Source organism: Chelativorans intermedius (assembly GCF_025398255.1).
In the GTDB taxonomy this organism is placed as follows: Bacteria; Pseudomonadota; Alphaproteobacteria; order Rhizobiales; family Rhizobiaceae; genus Chelativorans; species Chelativorans intermedius.
The window spans coordinates 38,315-53,675 of record NZ_JAODNW010000007.1 but is presented as its reverse complement, the minus strand read 5'-3'; the positions used below and the strand labels follow the sequence as shown (position 1 = coordinate 53,675).

General features: G+C 67.0%; 14 protein-coding genes. 12 read left to right on the top strand and 2 right to left on the bottom strand.

What is annotated here, in order from left to right; all coding sequences use genetic code 11:
• The first annotated feature begins 18 nt into the window (after nucleotides 1–18).
• The 12 genes from pheT (at nucleotide 19) to NYR58_RS07020 (ending at nucleotide 12,262) form a co-directional block, all read left to right on the top strand.
• Nucleotides 19–2,430 (top strand): phenylalanine--tRNA ligase subunit beta, encoded by a 2,412-nt coding sequence (gene pheT, locus NYR58_RS07075; protein ID WP_261519780.1) that lies wholly within the window; start codon nucleotides 19–21, stop codon nucleotides 2,428–2,430.
• 21 nt (nucleotides 2,431–2,451) lie between these two features.
• A complete protein-coding gene (locus tag NYR58_RS07070) occupies nucleotides 2,452–2,625 on the top strand; it encodes a hypothetical protein (protein WP_261519779.1) in 174 nt (57 codons plus the stop codon).
• Nucleotides 2,626–2,654: 29 nt separating this feature from the next.
• Nucleotides 2,655–3,641, top strand: a complete 987-nt coding sequence (locus NYR58_RS07065; protein ID WP_261519778.1) for a Gfo/Idh/MocA family protein — start codon at nucleotides 2,655–2,657, stop codon at nucleotides 3,639–3,641.
• 196 nt (nucleotides 3,642–3,837) lie between these two features.
• Entirely contained in the window at nucleotides 3,838–5,766 is a 1,929-nt protein-coding gene (dnaK, locus tag NYR58_RS07060; RefSeq protein ID WP_261519777.1) for a molecular chaperone DnaK, read from the top strand.
• A 187-nt stretch (nucleotides 5,767–5,953) separates the two neighbouring features.
• Nucleotides 5,954–7,084: a molecular chaperone DnaJ gene (gene dnaJ / locus NYR58_RS07055; RefSeq protein WP_261519776.1), complete on the top strand. Its 1,131-nt coding sequence runs from the start codon at nucleotides 5,954–5,956 to the stop codon at nucleotides 7,082–7,084.
• A 117-nt stretch (nucleotides 7,085–7,201) separates the two neighbouring features.
• Nucleotides 7,202–7,813, top strand: coding sequence for a phospholipid N-methyltransferase PmtA (gene pmtA, locus NYR58_RS07050; RefSeq protein WP_261519775.1), 612 nt, complete (start codon nucleotides 7,202–7,204; stop codon nucleotides 7,811–7,813).
• A 63-nt stretch (nucleotides 7,814–7,876) separates the two neighbouring features.
• Nucleotides 7,877–8,470, top strand: coding sequence for an NADPH-dependent FMN reductase (locus NYR58_RS07045; protein ID WP_261519774.1), 594 nt, complete (start codon nucleotides 7,877–7,879; stop codon nucleotides 8,468–8,470).
• The gene (pyrF, locus tag NYR58_RS07040) at nucleotides 8,467–9,183 is read left to right on the top strand and encodes an orotidine-5'-phosphate decarboxylase (protein ID WP_261519773.1); all 717 of its coding nucleotides are present in this window, start codon (nucleotides 8,467–8,469) and stop codon (nucleotides 9,181–9,183) included. The genes NYR58_RS07045 and pyrF overlap by 4 nt, the downstream gene beginning before the upstream one ends.
• Nucleotides 9,184–9,199: 16 nt before the next feature.
• Nucleotides 9,200–9,493, top strand: coding sequence for a DUF1330 domain-containing protein (locus NYR58_RS07035; protein ID WP_261519772.1), 294 nt, complete (start codon nucleotides 9,200–9,202; stop codon nucleotides 9,491–9,493).
• Nucleotides 9,494–9,503: 10 nt separating this feature from the next.
• On the top strand, nucleotides 9,504–10,073 hold the full coding sequence (locus NYR58_RS07030) for a GNAT family N-acetyltransferase (protein WP_261519771.1): 570 nt from the start codon (nucleotides 9,504–9,506) through the stop codon (nucleotides 10,071–10,073).
• A gap of 121 nt (nucleotides 10,074–10,194) precedes the next feature.
• Nucleotides 10,195–11,451, top strand: a complete 1,257-nt coding sequence (locus NYR58_RS07025) for a polyhydroxyalkanoate depolymerase (protein ID WP_261519770.1) — start codon at nucleotides 10,195–10,197, stop codon at nucleotides 11,449–11,451.
• 196 nt (nucleotides 11,452–11,647) lie between these two features.
• Nucleotides 11,648–12,262, top strand: a complete 615-nt coding sequence (locus tag NYR58_RS07020) for a transglutaminase-like cysteine peptidase (protein ID WP_378074656.1) — start codon at nucleotides 11,648–11,650, stop codon at nucleotides 12,260–12,262.
• 352 nt (nucleotides 12,263–12,614) lie between these two features.
• On the opposite strand, the gene NYR58_RS07015 is transcribed toward NYR58_RS07020, so the two are convergent.
• Both NYR58_RS07015 and gshB read right to left on the bottom strand, forming a co-directional pair.
• Nucleotides 12,615–14,147 carry a YifB family Mg chelatase-like AAA ATPase gene (locus NYR58_RS07015; protein ID WP_261519769.1) on the bottom strand — a complete coding sequence of 511 codons (1,533 nt, stop codon included), beginning with the start codon at nucleotides 14,145–14,147 and terminating at the stop codon, nucleotides 12,615–12,617.
• A gap of 117 nt (nucleotides 14,148–14,264) precedes the next feature.
• Nucleotides 14,265–15,209, bottom strand: a complete 945-nt coding sequence (gshB, locus tag NYR58_RS07010; protein ID WP_261519768.1) for a glutathione synthase — start codon at nucleotides 15,207–15,209, stop codon at nucleotides 14,265–14,267.
• Nucleotides 15,210–15,361: the final 152 nt, after the last annotated feature.

Sequence of the window (15,361 nt, the reverse complement as noted above, 5' to 3'; positions counted from 1 at the left end):
CAGGCAGGCTGAACGAAGATGAAATTCACACTCTCCTGGCTCAAGGATCATCTCGAAACCGAGGCCACGCTCGACGAGATCGCCGAGACGCTCACCATGATCGGCCTCGAGGTCGAGGCGGTGGACGACAAGAAGACCCTGAAGCCGTTTGTCATCGCCCGGGTGCTGACGGCGCAGAAGCACCCCGATGCCGACAGGCTGAAGGTGCTGACCGTGGACACGGGCAGCGGTGACCCCGTGCAGGTGGTCTGCGGCGCGCCCAATGCGCGCGCCGGTCTCGTCGGCGCCTTCGCCGCGCCCGGCACCTACATTCCCGGCCTCGGCACCACGCTTTCGGTGGGCAGGATCCGCGGCGTGGAAAGCCACGGCATGATGTGTTCCGAGCGCGAGCTGGAACTTTCCGACGAGCATACGGGCATCATCGAGCTGGCGGAGGACGCGCCGGTGGGCGCATCCTTCGCAGAATGGGCGAAGCTCGACGACCCGGTGATCGAGATCGGACTGACGCCCAACCGGCCGGACTGCACCGGCGTGCACGGCATCGCGCGCGAGCTGGCCGCCGCCGGCCTGGGGCGGCTGAAGGAACCGCCCATACCGGCCATTGCAGGCGAGGGCGAATGCCCCGTCAGCATCAGGATTGAGGCGCCGGACCTGTGCCGCACCTTCGCGCTCAGGCTGGTGCGCGGGGTGAAGAACGGCCCCTCGCCCCGCTGGATGCAGCAACGCCTCATCGCCATCGGCCTGCGGCCCATCAATGCGCTGGTGGACATCACCAACTACCTCACCTTCGACCGTGGCCGGCCGCTGCATGTCTTTGATGCGGCCAAGGTGAAGGGCGACCTCGTGGTGCGCCGCGCAAAGGAGGGCGAAACGCTGCTGGCGCTCGACGGCCGCGAGTACACGCTCGAACCGGAGATGTGCGTGATCGCCGATGACAACGGCGTGGAGTCGATCGCCGGCATCATGGGCGGCGAGCACTCGGGTTGCGACGAGACCACGACGGACGTGCTGATCGAGGCGGCGGTGTGGGAGCCCACGAGCATCGCCCGCACCGGCCGGCGGCTGGGCATCGTCACCGATGCCCGCTATCGCAACGAGCGCGGCATCGACCCGGCGTTCAACGAGCCGGGCATGGCGCTTGCCACCCGCATGGTGATGGAGCTTTGCGGCGGCGAGCCGAGCCGGATCGACATCGCCGGGCGGCGTTACGATCCCGCCGAGCGCAAGGTCGTCTGCTTCCCCGTGGCGGAGGTGAAGCGGCTCACCGGCCTCGACGTGCCGGGCACCGAGAGCCTTGCCATCCTGTCCCGCCTCGGCTTCGAGCCCCGGGGCGAGGGCGCGGTTGTGAATGTCGTCGTTCCTTCCTGGCGGCCGGACATCGACGGCAAGGCCGATCTCGTGGAGGAAGTGATGCGCATTCACGGCGTCAACGCCATCGCGCCAGAGCCCATGGCGGCGCGGCAGGCCGTCGGCGGGCGCATTCTCACCACCCTGCAGCAGCGCACGCGCCAGGCCAAGCGGGCGCTCGCCGTGCGCGGCATGATGGAGGCGGTGACCTGGTCGTTCATTCCCGCGGCGCAGGCACGGCTCTTCGGCGGCGGGCAGCGGGCGCTCACCCTCGCAAACCCGATCGCCGCCGACATGTCGACCATGCGCCCCTCTCTGCTGCCCGGCCTGATGACCGCCGCACAGCGCAACGCCGACCGCGGCTTTGCCGATGTGGCGCTGTTCGAGGTCTCCGGCACCTATGAGGGCGACCGCCCGCAAGACCAGCGCCGCGTGGCCGCCGGCGTGCGCCGCGGCACGGCACGGCTGGAGGGTCAGGGCCGGCAGTGGACCGGCAATGCCGCGCCGGTCGGCGTGTTCGACGCCAAGGCGGACGCGCTGGCCGTGCTGGAAGCCTGCGGCGCGCCGGTGGACAAGCTGCAGATCGCGGCAGACGCGCCGGAGTGGTATCACCCCGGCCGTTCGGGCACGATCAAGCTGGGGCCGAAGGTCGTGCTCGCCACCTTCGGCGAGTTCCACCCCAGGACGCTGGAGGCGCTCGACATTTCCGGGCCCCTGTGCGGTTTCGAGGTCTTTGTCGACGCCATTCCCGAGCCCAAGGCACGCGCCACGCGCACGCGGCCGCGCCTCGACCTGTCGCCCTTCCAGGCCGTGAAGCGCGACTTCGCCTTCGTGGTCGACAGGGACGTGGAGGCCGGCCTCCTGACCCGCGCGGCAGCCGCCGCCGACAAGAAGCTGATCGCCGATGTCAACGTCTTCGACGTGTTCGAGGGCGAGGCGCTCGGTGCCGACAAGAAGTCCATCGCCATCGAGGTCACCATCCAGCCGGTGGAAAGAACGCTGACGGACGAGGATTTCGAAGCGCTCGCGGGACGAATCGTGGAAAATGTCGGCAGGCAGACGGGCGGCGTGCTGCGAAGCTGAGCAGGAAAGGAGAAGGCGCCGATGGACCACCTGCGATACGCCGGCGCCGCCCTCCGGCTTCCCGTGCCGCCTTCGTGCTCGGCTTCCCGACGCTCGTCCAAGGTGCTGCGTTCCCGCTACGGCATGGATGTGGGAACGCCGCTTTGTTCCGATGTCGCCGACTTCGATATGGACCTTGCCTGCACGCGGCGATAGTGTCGCGGCCATTCTGAAAGGGAGGCACCATGTTCCGCTGGGGAGTTCTGTCCACGGCCAAGATCGGCCGCGAGTTCGTCATTCCGCAACTGATCGACACGGAGAACGGCGTCGTGACCGCCATTGCCAGCCGCGACGCGCAGCGGGCGGAGGCGGTGGCGCAGCGCTTCGGCATCCCCCATGTCTTCTCCTCCTACGAGGCGCTGCTCGCCTCGCCGGAGGTGGATGGCGTCTACATTCCGCTGCCCACCTCGCAGCATGTGGAATGGGCGGTGAAGGCGGCGGACGCCGGCAAGCATGTGCTGGTGGAAAAGCCGCTGGCGCTCGATGCGCAGGACATCCGCCAGGTGATCGAGGCGCGGGACCGCAATGGCGTGCTCATCTGCGAGGCCTTCATGGTCACCTACCATCCGCAATGGCTGAAGGTGCGCGCGCTCGTGGCCGAAGGCGCGATCGGCCGCCTGCGCCACGTGCAGGGCGCCTTCTCCTACCACAATGTGGACCCTGCCAACATGCGCAACCGGCCTGAGCTCGGCGGCGGCGGCCTGCCCGACATCGGCGTCTACCCGACGGTGACGGCGCGCTTCGTCACCGGCCGGGAGCCGCAACGCGTGCAGGCAACGGTGGAACGCGACGCGACCTTCGGCACCGACATCTATGCCAGCGTGAAGGCGGATTGCGGCGACTTCGAGCTGAGCTTCTACGTTGCCACGCAGATGGCGGCCCGCCAGGTGATGGTCTTCCACGGCGACAGGGGCTATATCGAGGTGGAGACGCCGTTCAACTCGCGCGTCTATGGCGACGACCGCGTCGTCCTGCACGACGCCGGCCATGGCAGCGCCACGGTCTATCGCTTCGGCGACGTGCGGCAATACAGGCTGCAGGCGGAAGCCTTCGCCCGCGCTGCCCGGGGCGAGGACGCGCCCGTCTTCCCGCTGGAGGAGTCGGTGAAGAACCAGAAGGTGATCGACGCGATCTACCGCGCCGCCCGGCACGATGGCTGGGAGCCCGTCTGAGCCCCTCGCGGCCTGCAATCTTGTGCCGGATCAGGCACATGCCGCCTTGCGCGAGAAACGGGCGGTTCTTATATACGCGGCAACGCTGCGGCGTGGGCCTCCTCGCCCGCACCACTCGCGGCATTTCGTGTGAACAGGGGCTGTTGCCTGGAACGCCTGAATGGGGTCCTGACAGTCTGCTTAGCGGAGAGAATACATGGCTAAAGTAATCGGTATCGACCTCGGAACAACCAACTCCTGCGTTGCCGTGATGGACGGCAAGGACGCCAGGGTGATCGAGAACGCGGAAGGCGCACGCACCACGCCCTCGATCGTGGCCTTCACCGATTCCGACGAGCGGCTGGTCGGCCAGCCGGCAAAGCGCCAGGCGGTGACCAACCCCGAAAACACCTTCTTTGCCATCAAGCGCCTGATCGGCCGGCGCTTCGACGATCCGACCGTCGAGAAGGACAAGAAGCTTGTCCCCTACAAGATCGTCAAGGCCGACAATGGCGATGCCTGGGTGGAGGCCCGGGGCACGAAGTATTCGCCCTCGCAGATCTCGGCCATGGTGCTCCAGAAGATGAAGGAGACGGCGGAGGCCTATCTCGGCGAGAAGGTCGAGAAGGCGGTCATCACCGTGCCGGCCTACTTCAACGACTCCCAGCGCCAGGCCACCAAGGATGCCGGCAAGATCGCCGGGCTCGAGGTGCTGCGCATCATCAACGAGCCCACGGCGGCAGCGCTTGCCTACGGCCTCGACAAGAAGGACGGCAAGACCATCGCCGTCTACGACCTGGGCGGCGGCACGTTCGACATTTCGATCCTCGAGATCGGTGACGGCGTGTTCGAGGTGAAATCGACCAATGGCGACACCTTCCTCGGCGGCGAGGACTTCGACATGCGGCTCGTCAACTATCTCGCCGACGAGTTCAAGAAGGAGCAGGGCATCGACCTGAAGAACGACAAGCTCGCCCTCCAGCGCCTGAAGGAGGCTGCGGAGAAGGCCAAGATCGAGCTGTCCTCCGCTTCGCAGACCGAGATCAACCTGCCCTTCATCACCGCAGACCAGACCGGGCCGAAGCACCTGGCGATGAAGCTGACGCGCGCCAAGTTCGAGAGCCTGGTGGAGGATCTGATCCAGCGCACCATCGAGCCCTGCAAGGCGGCGCTGAAGGATGCCGGCATGAATGCGGGCGAGATCGATGAGGTGGTGCTCGTCGGCGGCATGACGCGCATGCCCAAGGTGCAGGAGACGGTGAAGAATTTCTTCGGCAAGGAGCCGCACAAGGGCGTGAACCCGGACGAGGTCGTCGCCATGGGTGCCGCCATTCAGGCCGGCGTGCTGCAGGGCGATGTCAAGGACGTGCTGCTTCTCGACGTCACGCCGCTGTCGCTCGGCATCGAGACGCTTGGCGGCGTGTTCACGCGGCTCATCGACCGCAACACGACGATCCCGACCAAGAAGAGCCAGGTCTTCTCCACGGCGGAGGACAACCAGTCGGCGGTCACCATCCGCGTCTTCCAGGGCGAGCGCGAAATGGCGGCCGACAACAAGCTGCTCGGCCAGTTCGATCTGGTGGGCATCCCGCCGGCACCGCGCGGCGTGCCGCAGATCGAGGTGACCTTCGACATCGACGCCAACGGCATCGTCAACGTCTCGGCAAAGGACAAGGGCACCGGCAAGGAGCAGCAGATCCGCATCCAGGCCTCGGGCGGCCTCTCCGACGAGGAGATCGAGAAGATGGTGAAGGATGCCGAGGCCAATGCCGAGGCGGACAGGAAGCGGCGTGAGTCCGTCGAGGCGAAGAACCAGGCCGAGGCGCTGATCCACTCCTCGGAGAAGTCGCTCAAGGAGTACGGCGACAAGGTTTCGGAGGACGACCGCAAGGCCATCGAGAACGCCATCGCGGAGCTGAAGACGACCATCGAGGGCGACGACCTGGAGGCGATCAAGGCCAAGACCACGGCGCTCGCCGAAGCCTCGATGAAGCTCGGCCAGGCCATGTACGAGGCCAGTCAGGGCGACGGCGCGGATGCAAGCGCGGCGCAGGGTGCCTCGGAGGAAAGCGACGCCAAGTCGAACGACGATGTGGTCGACGCCGATTTCGAGGAAATCGACGAGGACAACAAGAAGTCCGCCTGACGGTCATTCGCAGGCATTGCCATGGGCCCGGGCCGCAGCGCCCGGGCCTTTCCACATCGAGAGCCGGCGTGCAACAGCTTTCAAATTCCCGCAAACTATGGCATTCGCAGCACACAACACCTAAATTGCGGGCACCGAATGGGGATGCGATGTCCGGCTCCGAAGGAACATGCGGGATCTTTAATCCATGAAGGCAGATTTTTACGAGACGCTCTGCGTGTCGAGAAACGCCGACGAGAGGGAGCTAAAGAGCGCCTACCGCAAGCTGGCCATGAAGTATCACCCGGACCGCAATCCGGGGGACAAGGAGGCGGAACAGAAGTTCAAGGAGATCAACGAAGCCTACGAGACGCTGCGCGATCCCCAGAAGCGCGCCGCCTATGACCGCTTCGGCCACGCCGCCTTCGAGAATGGCGGCATGGGCGGGCGCGGCAACGGCGCAGGCTTCGGCGCCGGCGGCTTCGCCGACATCTTCGAGGACATCTTCGGCGACATCATGGGCGGCGGGCGGCGCCGTTCCGGCGGGCGCGACCGGGGCGCCGACCTGCGCTACAACATGGAGATCACGCTGGAGGAAGCCTATACGGGCAAGACGGCGCAGATCCATGTGCCCACCTCCGTAAGCTGCGAGGAATGCGCCGGCAGCGGCGCCAGGCCCGGCTCCTCCCCCGTCACCTGCTCCATGTGCTACGGCTCCGGCCGGGTGCGCGCGGCGCAGGGCTTCTTTTCCATCGAGCGCACCTGCCCGCAGTGCCATGGCCGCGGCGAGGTGGTGAAGGAGCCCTGCGCCAAGTGCTCCGGCCAGGGCCGCGTGACGCAGGAGCGCTCGCTCTCCGTCAACATTCCCGCCGGCATCGAGGACGGCACCCGCATCCGCCTGGCCGGCGAGGGCGAGGCGGGCCTGCGCGGCGGGCCGGCGGGCGACCTCTACATCTTCCTGTCGGTGAAGCCGCACGAGTTTTTCCAGCGCGACGGCGCCGACCTCTATTGCAAGGTTCCGATCTCCATGACGACCGCCGCCCTTGGCGGCTCCTTCGAGGTGGCCACGCTGGACGGCACCAAGACCCGCGTGAAGGTGCCCGAGGGCACCCAGAACGGCCGCCAGTTCCGCCTGCGCGGCAAGGGCATGCCGGTGCTGAGGCAGCCGCAGGTGGGCGACCTCTATATCCAGGTGGTTGTGGAGACCCCGCAGAACCTGACGCGCAAGCAGCGAGAGCTTCTGGAGGAGTTCGAGAAGATCTCCTCCGGCGAAAACAGCCCGCAATCCACCGGCTTCTTTGCCCGCATGAAGGATTTTCTGGAATCCCTCGGCGAGTAGGCGCCGGGGAACGGTTGCGGCCCGCCGGGCGTTTGGAGCGTGGATGAGGAGGCGTGGAAGCTGCCGCGAAGACGCGGCGCACGCGCGGGCGGGGCTGTGTCAGAGGGAGTGACGGGCATGGGAAAAGGGTTGCATCTGGGCAAGGCGCTCGCCGAACGCTTCGACGAGGAGCTGCGCTTCTTTCGCGGCTGGATGGAAAAGCCGAAGGCCGTCGGCTCCATCGTTCCCACGAGCAGCGTGACGGCGCGGCGCATGGCCTCCATCGTGCGGCCCGAGCGCCAGGACGACCTGGTGCTGGAGCTTGGACCGGGAACGGGCGTGATCACCCGCGCCATACTGGAGCGGGGCATCAGGCCCGGGAACCTGGTGTCCATCGAATATTCCAGCGACTTCGTGAAGCGGCTGCGCGAGGATTTTCCCGGCGTCAACGTCGTCCACGGCAGCGCCTTCGAGCTCGACACCGTTCTTGCTCCCTGGAGGGGGCGCACTTTCGACAGCGTTGTTTCCGCCATTCCGCTGCTCAATTTTCCGATGGAGCAGCGAATCGCGCTGGTCGAGCGTCTTCTCGACATCCTGCCGACGGGCCGGCCCATCGTGCAGATCACCTACGGGGCGCTGTCGCCGCTGCCCGCCGGGCGCGGCACCTACACCGTCGAGCGCTTCGACTTCGTGATGCGCAACATCCCGCCCGCCCATCTTTGGCTCTACCGCCGCCCTGGCGATGCCTGAGGCGGTGTGCGGTTGCATCGCCGCCGCGATGGCTTATAGAGAAGCGACAATCTGGAGACCTTCATGACGGCGCGAATCCTGGTCTTCGCCGGCTCGATCCGCGCCGGCGCCTTCAGTGGCAAGACCGCCGACGCGGCAGCCAGGGAGCTGGCGCTGCAGGGGGCGGAGGTGACGCGCATCTCGCTTGCCGACTATCCCCTTCCCATGCTCGACCAGGATCTGGAGAGGGAGCGCGGCGTGCCGGAAAACGCCGTGAGACTCGCGCAGATGGTGGACGCCCATGACGGGCTGCTGATCGCCACGCCGGAATACAACGCCTCGCTGCCGCCGCTCCTGAAGAACACGATCGACTGGATCAGCCGCGTGAAGACCGATGCGCGCGGCCGCCCCTTCCGCGCGTTCAGCGGCAAGCCCGTGGCGCTGTGCTCTTCGTCCAGCGGCGCCTATGCCGGCGTGCGGGCCATCACCCATCTGCGCAGCGTGCTGGTGCACTGCCAGGCAGAGGTGGTGACGCCGCAATGTTCCGTGCCGCGGGGCGCGGAAGCCTTCCGCGAGAACGGTGACTTCGTGGAAGAGCGGCTGCAGAAGGCCATGGCGCAGGTCTGTGCGGCGCTGATCGAGCGGGCGCGCATGTTTTCCAGAAGGGCCGAGACATGAACACCGCCGCAGACGACATGCGCGACCGGCTGATCGTCGGTCTGGACCTGGCCACGCTGGACGAGGCGGAAAACGCCGTGGCCGCGCTGGGCGACACCGTCCGCTTCTACAAGATCGGCTATCAGCTCGCCTTTGCGGGCGGCCTGGGCTTTGCCCAGGAGCTGGCGCAGGACGGCAAAAAGGTGTTTCTCGACATGAAGCTTCTCGACATCGACAACACGGTGGCGAGGGGCGTGGAGAACATCGCCCGCATGGGCGTGGCCATGCTGACGCTTCACGCCTATCCCAAGGCCATGCGCGCCGCGGTGGCCGCTGCGGAGGGCTCCGGGCTTTGCCTTCTGGGGGTGACGGTGCTCACCTCCATGGACAGCCAGGACCTTATCGAGGCCGGTTATCGGGAGGAGCCGGAGGCGCTGGTGCTGCGCCGCGCAAGCCAGGCGCGCGATGCGGGCATGGGCGGGGTGGTGTGCTCCGCCGCCGAGGCGGCGGCCGTGCGTGCCACGCTCGGCCCGAAGCTGGCGGTGGTGACGCCGGGAATCCGGCCCGCCGGCGCGGCGGCGGGCGACCAGAAGCGGGTGATGACGCCGGGCGAGGCGGTGCGCGCCGGCGCCAGCCACCTGGTGGTGGCGAGGCCGGTGATTGCCGCGCCAGACCGCAAGGCCGCCGCCCAGGCCATACTGGAAGAGATGCGCGCCGCCGCGGGCGCGCCGTGAAACGAGGGAGGAACCCATGCCCAAGGCCTACTGGATTGCCCATGTGGATGTGCGCGACCCCGAGCGCTACAAGGACTATGTGGCAACGGCCAAGCCGGCCTTCGAGCGCTTCGGCGCCCGGTTTCTGGCGCGCGGCGGGGCCTTTGAGGCCGTGGAGGGGCGCGGGCGCGGGCGCAATGTGGTGATCGAGTTTCCCTCCATGCAGGCCGCCAAGGACTGCTACAACTCCCCCGAATACCAGGCTGCCAAGGCCATTCGCCAGGAAGTGGCGGAGGCCGAGATGATCATCGTCGAAGGCTACGAGGGCTGACCCCACGCACGTGCCGGGAGAACATGACGCACCGGCCGGCTATGCGATCCGCGCCTACCGGCGGCAGGACGCGGCGGCGCTGGCAGCGGTCGATGCGCGCGCTTCGGCCCTTTTTGCCGCCTTCGGCTATCCATCGCTTGCGACCGGTGCGGCGCTGACTCCACAGGCGTTCCATGCATTGGCGGGCACGAAAGGCACGCTGGTGGCCGTGGACCGCGACGGGGCGCCCGTCGGCCATGCCGTTCTCCATCCCCTTGCAGGCTTCCTGCATCTGCGCGAGCTTGCGGTGGACCCCGTCCATGGGCGGCGCGGCGTCGGGACAGCGCTTCTTTGCGCAGCCGTCACGAGAAGCGTGCAGGCGGGCCATCGGGGCGTGTCGCTGACGACCTTTCGCGACCTGCCCTTCAACGAGCGCTTCTATGCCCGCCAAGGCTTTGTGGAATGCGCGCTGGAGACGGCGCCGCCCGCGCTGGCCCGGCAGTTTCACGCCGAGCTGCCGACGGGAATTTCGGTGGAGAAGCGGCTGCTTATGTTGCGCCGCAACAAGAAGGGACTTGAAAGCGCTGCCGCGGGGCCATAAGTTAGCTATCTTGGGGTGAGTTCTGCCCTTTTGCGATGCACAAGGGTTGCATGCTTCTGGAACCTGCCATTCTGCCGGCGGGCGAGCCGCGATAGGAATCTCTGCGTCGGGAAGGTCTGCCTTGTATTATCAACTCTATGAGCTCAACCACGCGGCGCTGCAGCCGGCCAGGGCCTATGCGCATGCCCTGCGGCTTCTTTATGCGAACCCGTTCAACCCTGCCTCCGCGACGCCATGGGGACGCACCATCGCCGCGGCGGCGGAGGTTTTCGAGCGCACCACGCGACGCTATGGCAAGCCGGAGTTCGGCATCGAATCCACCGTGGTGGACGGCAAGACGGTGGCCGTGAAGGAGGAGACGGTGTGGGCGCGCCCCTTCTGCCGTCTGCTGCATTTCGCGCGCGACCTGCCCGCCGGCCGCAAGCCCGATCGGCGCATCCTGATGGTGGCGCCGATGTCCGGCCATTATGCCACGCTGCTGCGCGGCACGGTGGAGGCCATGCTGCCCCATGCGGAAGTCTACATCACCGACTGGGCCGATGCGCGCATGGTGCCGCTTTCGGACGGGCGCTTCGACCTCGACGACTATATCGACTACCTCATCGACATGTTCCGCGTGCTGGGACCGGGAACCCACGTGATGGCGGTGTGCCAGCCTTCCGTGCCCGTGCTGGCGGCGGTGGCGCTGATGGAGGCGCGCGGCGACAGGAACCTGCCTGCCACCATGACGCTGATGGGCGGGCCGATCGACACCCGCCGGAACCCCACCGCCGTCAACCGGCTGGCCGAGGAGCGCGGCACCGAATGGTTCCGCGACAATGTCATCATGCAGGTGCCGTGGCCCAATCCAGGCTTCCTGCGCCAGGTCTATCCCGGATTCCTGCAGCTTTCCGGCTTCATGAGCATGAATCTCGACCGGCACATCACCGCGCATCGGGAGTTCTTCATGCATCTGGTGGAGGGCGACGGCGATTCGGCGGAAAAACACCGCGAGTTCTATGACGAGTATCTGGCGGTGATGGATCTGACGGCCGAGTTCTACCTGCAGACCGTCGATACGGTGTTCGTGCGTCATGCCCTGCCCAAGGGAGAGATGACCCATCGCGGCGAGCCGGTGGACCCGGCGGCCATACGCTCCGTGGCGCTTCTGACCGTCGAGGGCGAGAACGACGACATCTCCGGGGTCGGGCAGACCCAGGCCGCCCACGACCTGTGCATCAACATTCCCGAGGCCAGGCGCAGCCATCACCTGCAACCGGTGGTGGGGCACTACGGCGTGTTCAACGGCTCGCGCTTCAGGGCTGAAATCGCACCGCGAATCCTCGATTTCATGGCCACGCATGCCGCCGCACCCGCGCGCAGGAACGGCGGGCGCTAGGTAGGGCATTTTGCAGCCAGATGGAATCATCTGGCGTCGCACAAATGCGGCAAAAACAAAGAGATGAACCGGATCGGCGCTTCAATGAAACGATGAGCCGGCCTAAAGGCCGGGCTTGCGCCGGCAATTTTTTCGTTGACAGTCCCCACCTGCAGCCCGTTAACTTCCCGTTAAGAAGAATGGGGAGCCTCGGGGAATGGTTGTCAGGAGGGTGTTTCTCAGCACCGCACTGGGTTTTTGCATCGGTTTTGCCGGGCTCGGTGCGGGGACGGCGCAGGCTTCCAGTTCCATGGTCGTCGGCGGACGTACCTCGCAACCCGTCGGTCACTACGAGTTCTGCAAGAAGCGGCCGCGCGAATGTTCCCAGCGCCTGCGCGACAACGGGCCGGTGCGCATGACCGGTGCCATGCACCGCAAGATCGCCAGCGTCAACCTCTCCGTCAACAGGTCGGTGAAGGCGGTGAACGATCGCGATATCTATGGCAGGGAGGAAGTCTGGTCCTATCCCAGGCAGGGAATGGGCGACTGCGAGGACTACGTGCTGGAAAAGCGGCGGCGGCTCAACCGGGCGGGCATCCCGCTTTCCAACCTGCTCATCACCGTGGTGCGCAAGCGCGACGGGGAAGGCCATGCGGTGCTCACGGTGCGCACGGACAAGGGCGACTACATTCTCGACAATCTTACCGACGAGGTGCGGCTGTGGAATCACACCGGCTATCGCTACCTCAAGCGGCAGGCGAGCGACCACACCGGCCGGTGGGTGAGCCTGCGCAGCGGGGACAATCTGCTTGTCGGCGCGGTGCGGCAGTAGGGCATTTGCCAGCCGGTGAGGTGAAGACCGGATTTCCGCACATCGGGCAATCTTGAACGGTGCAGCGATGCCCACGCCGCGAGCTTTGTGCCCGCCTGCGGGTGGCGGCGCGCCCGATGCGCACCTTTTACACCCTCTGCCCGAACGGCCTTCACAACGGCGCGAGAGAAGGCGGGCCATCTTTCGTGCGGCTGGAGACGAACGCCAAGCCCTGCGGCTTGAAAACGCACCGCCGCCGGGGCGTACCGGCCACGATGCAGGGAGAAGGCCAGGACGGACCCCAAAATCGCGTGGCGACGGAGGCAACGGCCGATCGCGCAATGGCGGAAACGCCTGCTGCGCCATCGCAGGCTCACGCTGCCTGCGCCAGGCGCTCGCCGGCTACGCGGTAGGAAATGGCCTCGGCCAGATGCAGGCGGCCCACCCGCTCCTGCCCTTCCAGATCGGCCAGGGTGCGCGCCACCTTGAGCACCCGGTGAAAGGCGCGCGCCGACAGGCCCATCTTCTCGCTGGCTTCCTGCAGCAGGGAGAGGCCAGCCGCATCGGGCGCGGCCACCTCCTCCACGAGAGCGGGTGAGCACTGGGCATTCGTCGTCCAGCCGGGCAGGCCGAGGTCGGTGTAGCGCCGACGTTGGATGTCGCGCGCGCGGGCAACGCGGGCGGCAACCGTCTCGCTGGTTTCCGATCTGCCGGGGCGCATCAGGTCACTCGCCGAGACCGCGGGGACCTCGAGGCGCAGGTCGATGCGGTCGAGCAGCGGGCCGGAAATGCGCGCCTGATACTCCGCCTTGCAGCGGGCGCCCCGCGCGCAGCGATGGCCGGGCTCTCCCGCCATGCCGCAGCGGCACGGGTTCATGGCCGCCACGAGCTGAATGCGCGCCGGGTAGCTGACCCGATGGTTGGCGCGCGCGATGACGCATTCGCCGCTTTCCAGCGGCTGGCGCAGCGCGTTGAGCACCTGCGGCGAGAACTCCGGCAGCTCGTCGAGGAACAGAACGCCATGATGGGCGAGCGACACCTCGCCCGGTCGCGCGCGCAGCCCCCCGCCCACCAGCGCGGCCATGGAGGCCGAGTGATGCGGCGCGCGGAAGGGACGCCTTTCCGAAAGCCGGCCATCGGCGAGTTCCCCCGCAATGGAGGCAATCATCGACACCTCCAGCAGCTCCCGCGGCGACAGGGGCGGCAGGATGGAGGGCAGGCGCTGGGCCAGCATGGACTTGCCGGCGCCCGGCGGACCGACCATCAGCAGGTTGTGGCCACCGGCAGCCGCCACCTCCAGCGCCCGGCGGGCGCTTTCCTGGCCCTTGATGTCGGCAAGGTCGGGAAGCGTGCCCTGCGGCGGCCCCATGGCCGGCTGTGGCCGGCCCATCACCTGGGTGCCGCGGAAATGATTGGCAAGCGCGATCAGGCTGCGCGGCGCCAGAATGTCGATGTCTGCGCCGGCCCAGGCCGCTTCGGGGCCGCAATCGTGAGGACAGATGAGGCCCCGGCCCATGGCGTTGGCGCCGATGGCCGCTGGCAGCACGCCGGCCACGCGCGCCACCGTGCCGTCGAGCGCCAGCTCGCCCAGAACCACATAGCCGGAGAGCGCATCGGCCGGTATGGCGCCCAGCGCCGCCATCAGGCCCAGCGCAATCGGCAGATCGTAATGGCTGCCCTCCTTGGGCAGGTCGGCCGGGGCCAGATTGACCGTCACCCGCTTGGGCGGCATGGAAAGCCCCGAAGCATGCAGCGCCGCCTGAACGCGCTCGCGGCTTTCCGCCACCGCCTTGTCGGCCAGGCCGACGATCTGCATGCCCATCTTTCCGGGAGAGACCATCACCTGCACGTCGACGGGGACGGCCTCGATCCCCTCGAACGCGATCGTGCGCACCCGCGAAACCATGCAACCCCCGCCCCGTGGCGCCCCCTGTGCCCGCTTGAATGATCCGCCGATACTCAAGCACAGATTGCAGGCTGTTTCAAGAACGTTCCGCGAACAAATATCTCTGCCGGCCGCCGGTCAGCCGCCGCGGCGTGCCTCCACCGCGTCCCAGAACAGCGCCGCAATGTCGGCGCCGCCGAAGCGGCTTACTTCGCGCACGCCGGTGGGCGAGGTGACGTTGATCTCCGTGAGATAGCCGCCGATCACATCGATGCCCACGAGAACGAAGCCACGCTCGCGCAGGGCCGGGCCGATACGGGCGCAGATCTCGCGCTCGCGCTGCGTTATCTCGGCGGGCTCGGCGCGCCCGCCCACATGCATGTTCGAGCGCGAATCGTGCTCGGCGGGCACGCGGTTGATGGCGCCCACCGGTTCTCCCTCGATCAGGATGATGCGCTTGTCGCCGCCGCGCACCTCCTTGAGATAGCGCTGCACGATGAAGGGCTCGCGGAACATCTGCGTGAAGATTTCCAGCAGCGAGGCGAGATTGCGATCGGCCTCGTGAAGATGGAAGATGCCGGCGCCGCCATTGCCGTAGAGCGGCTTGACGATGATGTCGCCATGCTCGGCGCGAAAGGCGTCGACCTGCCGGGGATCGCGGGTGATCAGCGTCTCCGGCATCAGGTCGGCGAATTCCGTGACGAAGATCTTTTCCGGGCTGTTGCGCACCCAGACGGGATCGTTGACGACGAGCGTCGCGGGGTGGATGCACTCCAGCATGTGCGTGGTGGTGATATAATGCATGTCGAAGGGCGGGTCCTGGCGCAGCAGCACCACGTCCATCTCCGCAAGATCCGTGTAGGCCGGCGCGCCGAGGGTGAAATGGTTGCCCGGCTCGTCGCGCACCGTCAGCGCCTCCAACGGGGCGAACACCCGCCTGCCAAGCTGCGAAAGCCGATCCGGCGTGTAGTGATACAGCCGGTGCCCCCGCCGCTGCGCCTCCAGTGCCAGCGCAAATGTGGTGTCGCCGGCGATCGAGACGGTGGATATGTGATCCATCTGGAAGGCAACGCTGAGCGGCATGGGCGGGGTCTCCGTTGATGGGCGCTGACCGCAGATGACGGCGGCGCTGCCATCCTGTCAAGCGCCCGGAATCCGCGAGCGCCGCCACATCGTAATATGGACTTATTGTTACAAGCCGATACTCTTCTTAAAGAATTTGGGTTGCATGCTGC

Coding starts and splice junctions, on each gene's coding strand:
- pheT (WP_261519780.1), top strand. CDS start 19: ATGAAATTCACACTCTCCTGGCTCAAGGATCATCTCGAAACCGAGGCC.
- NYR58_RS07070 (WP_261519779.1), top strand. CDS start 2,452: ATGGACCACCTGCGATACGCCGGCGCCGCCCTCCGGCTTCCCGTGCCG.
- NYR58_RS07065 (WP_261519778.1), top strand. CDS start 2,655: ATGTTCCGCTGGGGAGTTCTGTCCACGGCCAAGATCGGCCGCGAGTTC.
- dnaK (WP_261519777.1), top strand. CDS start 3,838: ATGGCTAAAGTAATCGGTATCGACCTCGGAACAACCAACTCCTGCGTT.
- dnaJ (WP_261519776.1), top strand. CDS start 5,954: ATGAAGGCAGATTTTTACGAGACGCTCTGCGTGTCGAGAAACGCCGAC.
- pmtA (WP_261519775.1), top strand. CDS start 7,202: ATGGGAAAAGGGTTGCATCTGGGCAAGGCGCTCGCCGAACGCTTCGAC.
- NYR58_RS07045 (WP_261519774.1), top strand. CDS start 7,877: ATGACGGCGCGAATCCTGGTCTTCGCCGGCTCGATCCGCGCCGGCGCC.
- pyrF (WP_261519773.1), top strand. CDS start 8,467: ATGAACACCGCCGCAGACGACATGCGCGACCGGCTGATCGTCGGTCTG.
- NYR58_RS07035 (WP_261519772.1), top strand. CDS start 9,200: ATGCCCAAGGCCTACTGGATTGCCCATGTGGATGTGCGCGACCCCGAG.
- NYR58_RS07020 (WP_378074656.1), top strand. CDS start 11,648: ATGGTTGTCAGGAGGGTGTTTCTCAGCACCGCACTGGGTTTTTGCATC.
- NYR58_RS07015 (WP_261519769.1), bottom strand. CDS start 14,147: ATGGTTTCGCGGGTGCGCACGATCGCGTTCGAGGGGATCGAGGCCGTC.
- gshB (WP_261519768.1), bottom strand. CDS start 15,209: ATGCCGCTCAGCGTTGCCTTCCAGATGGATCACATATCCACCGTCTCG.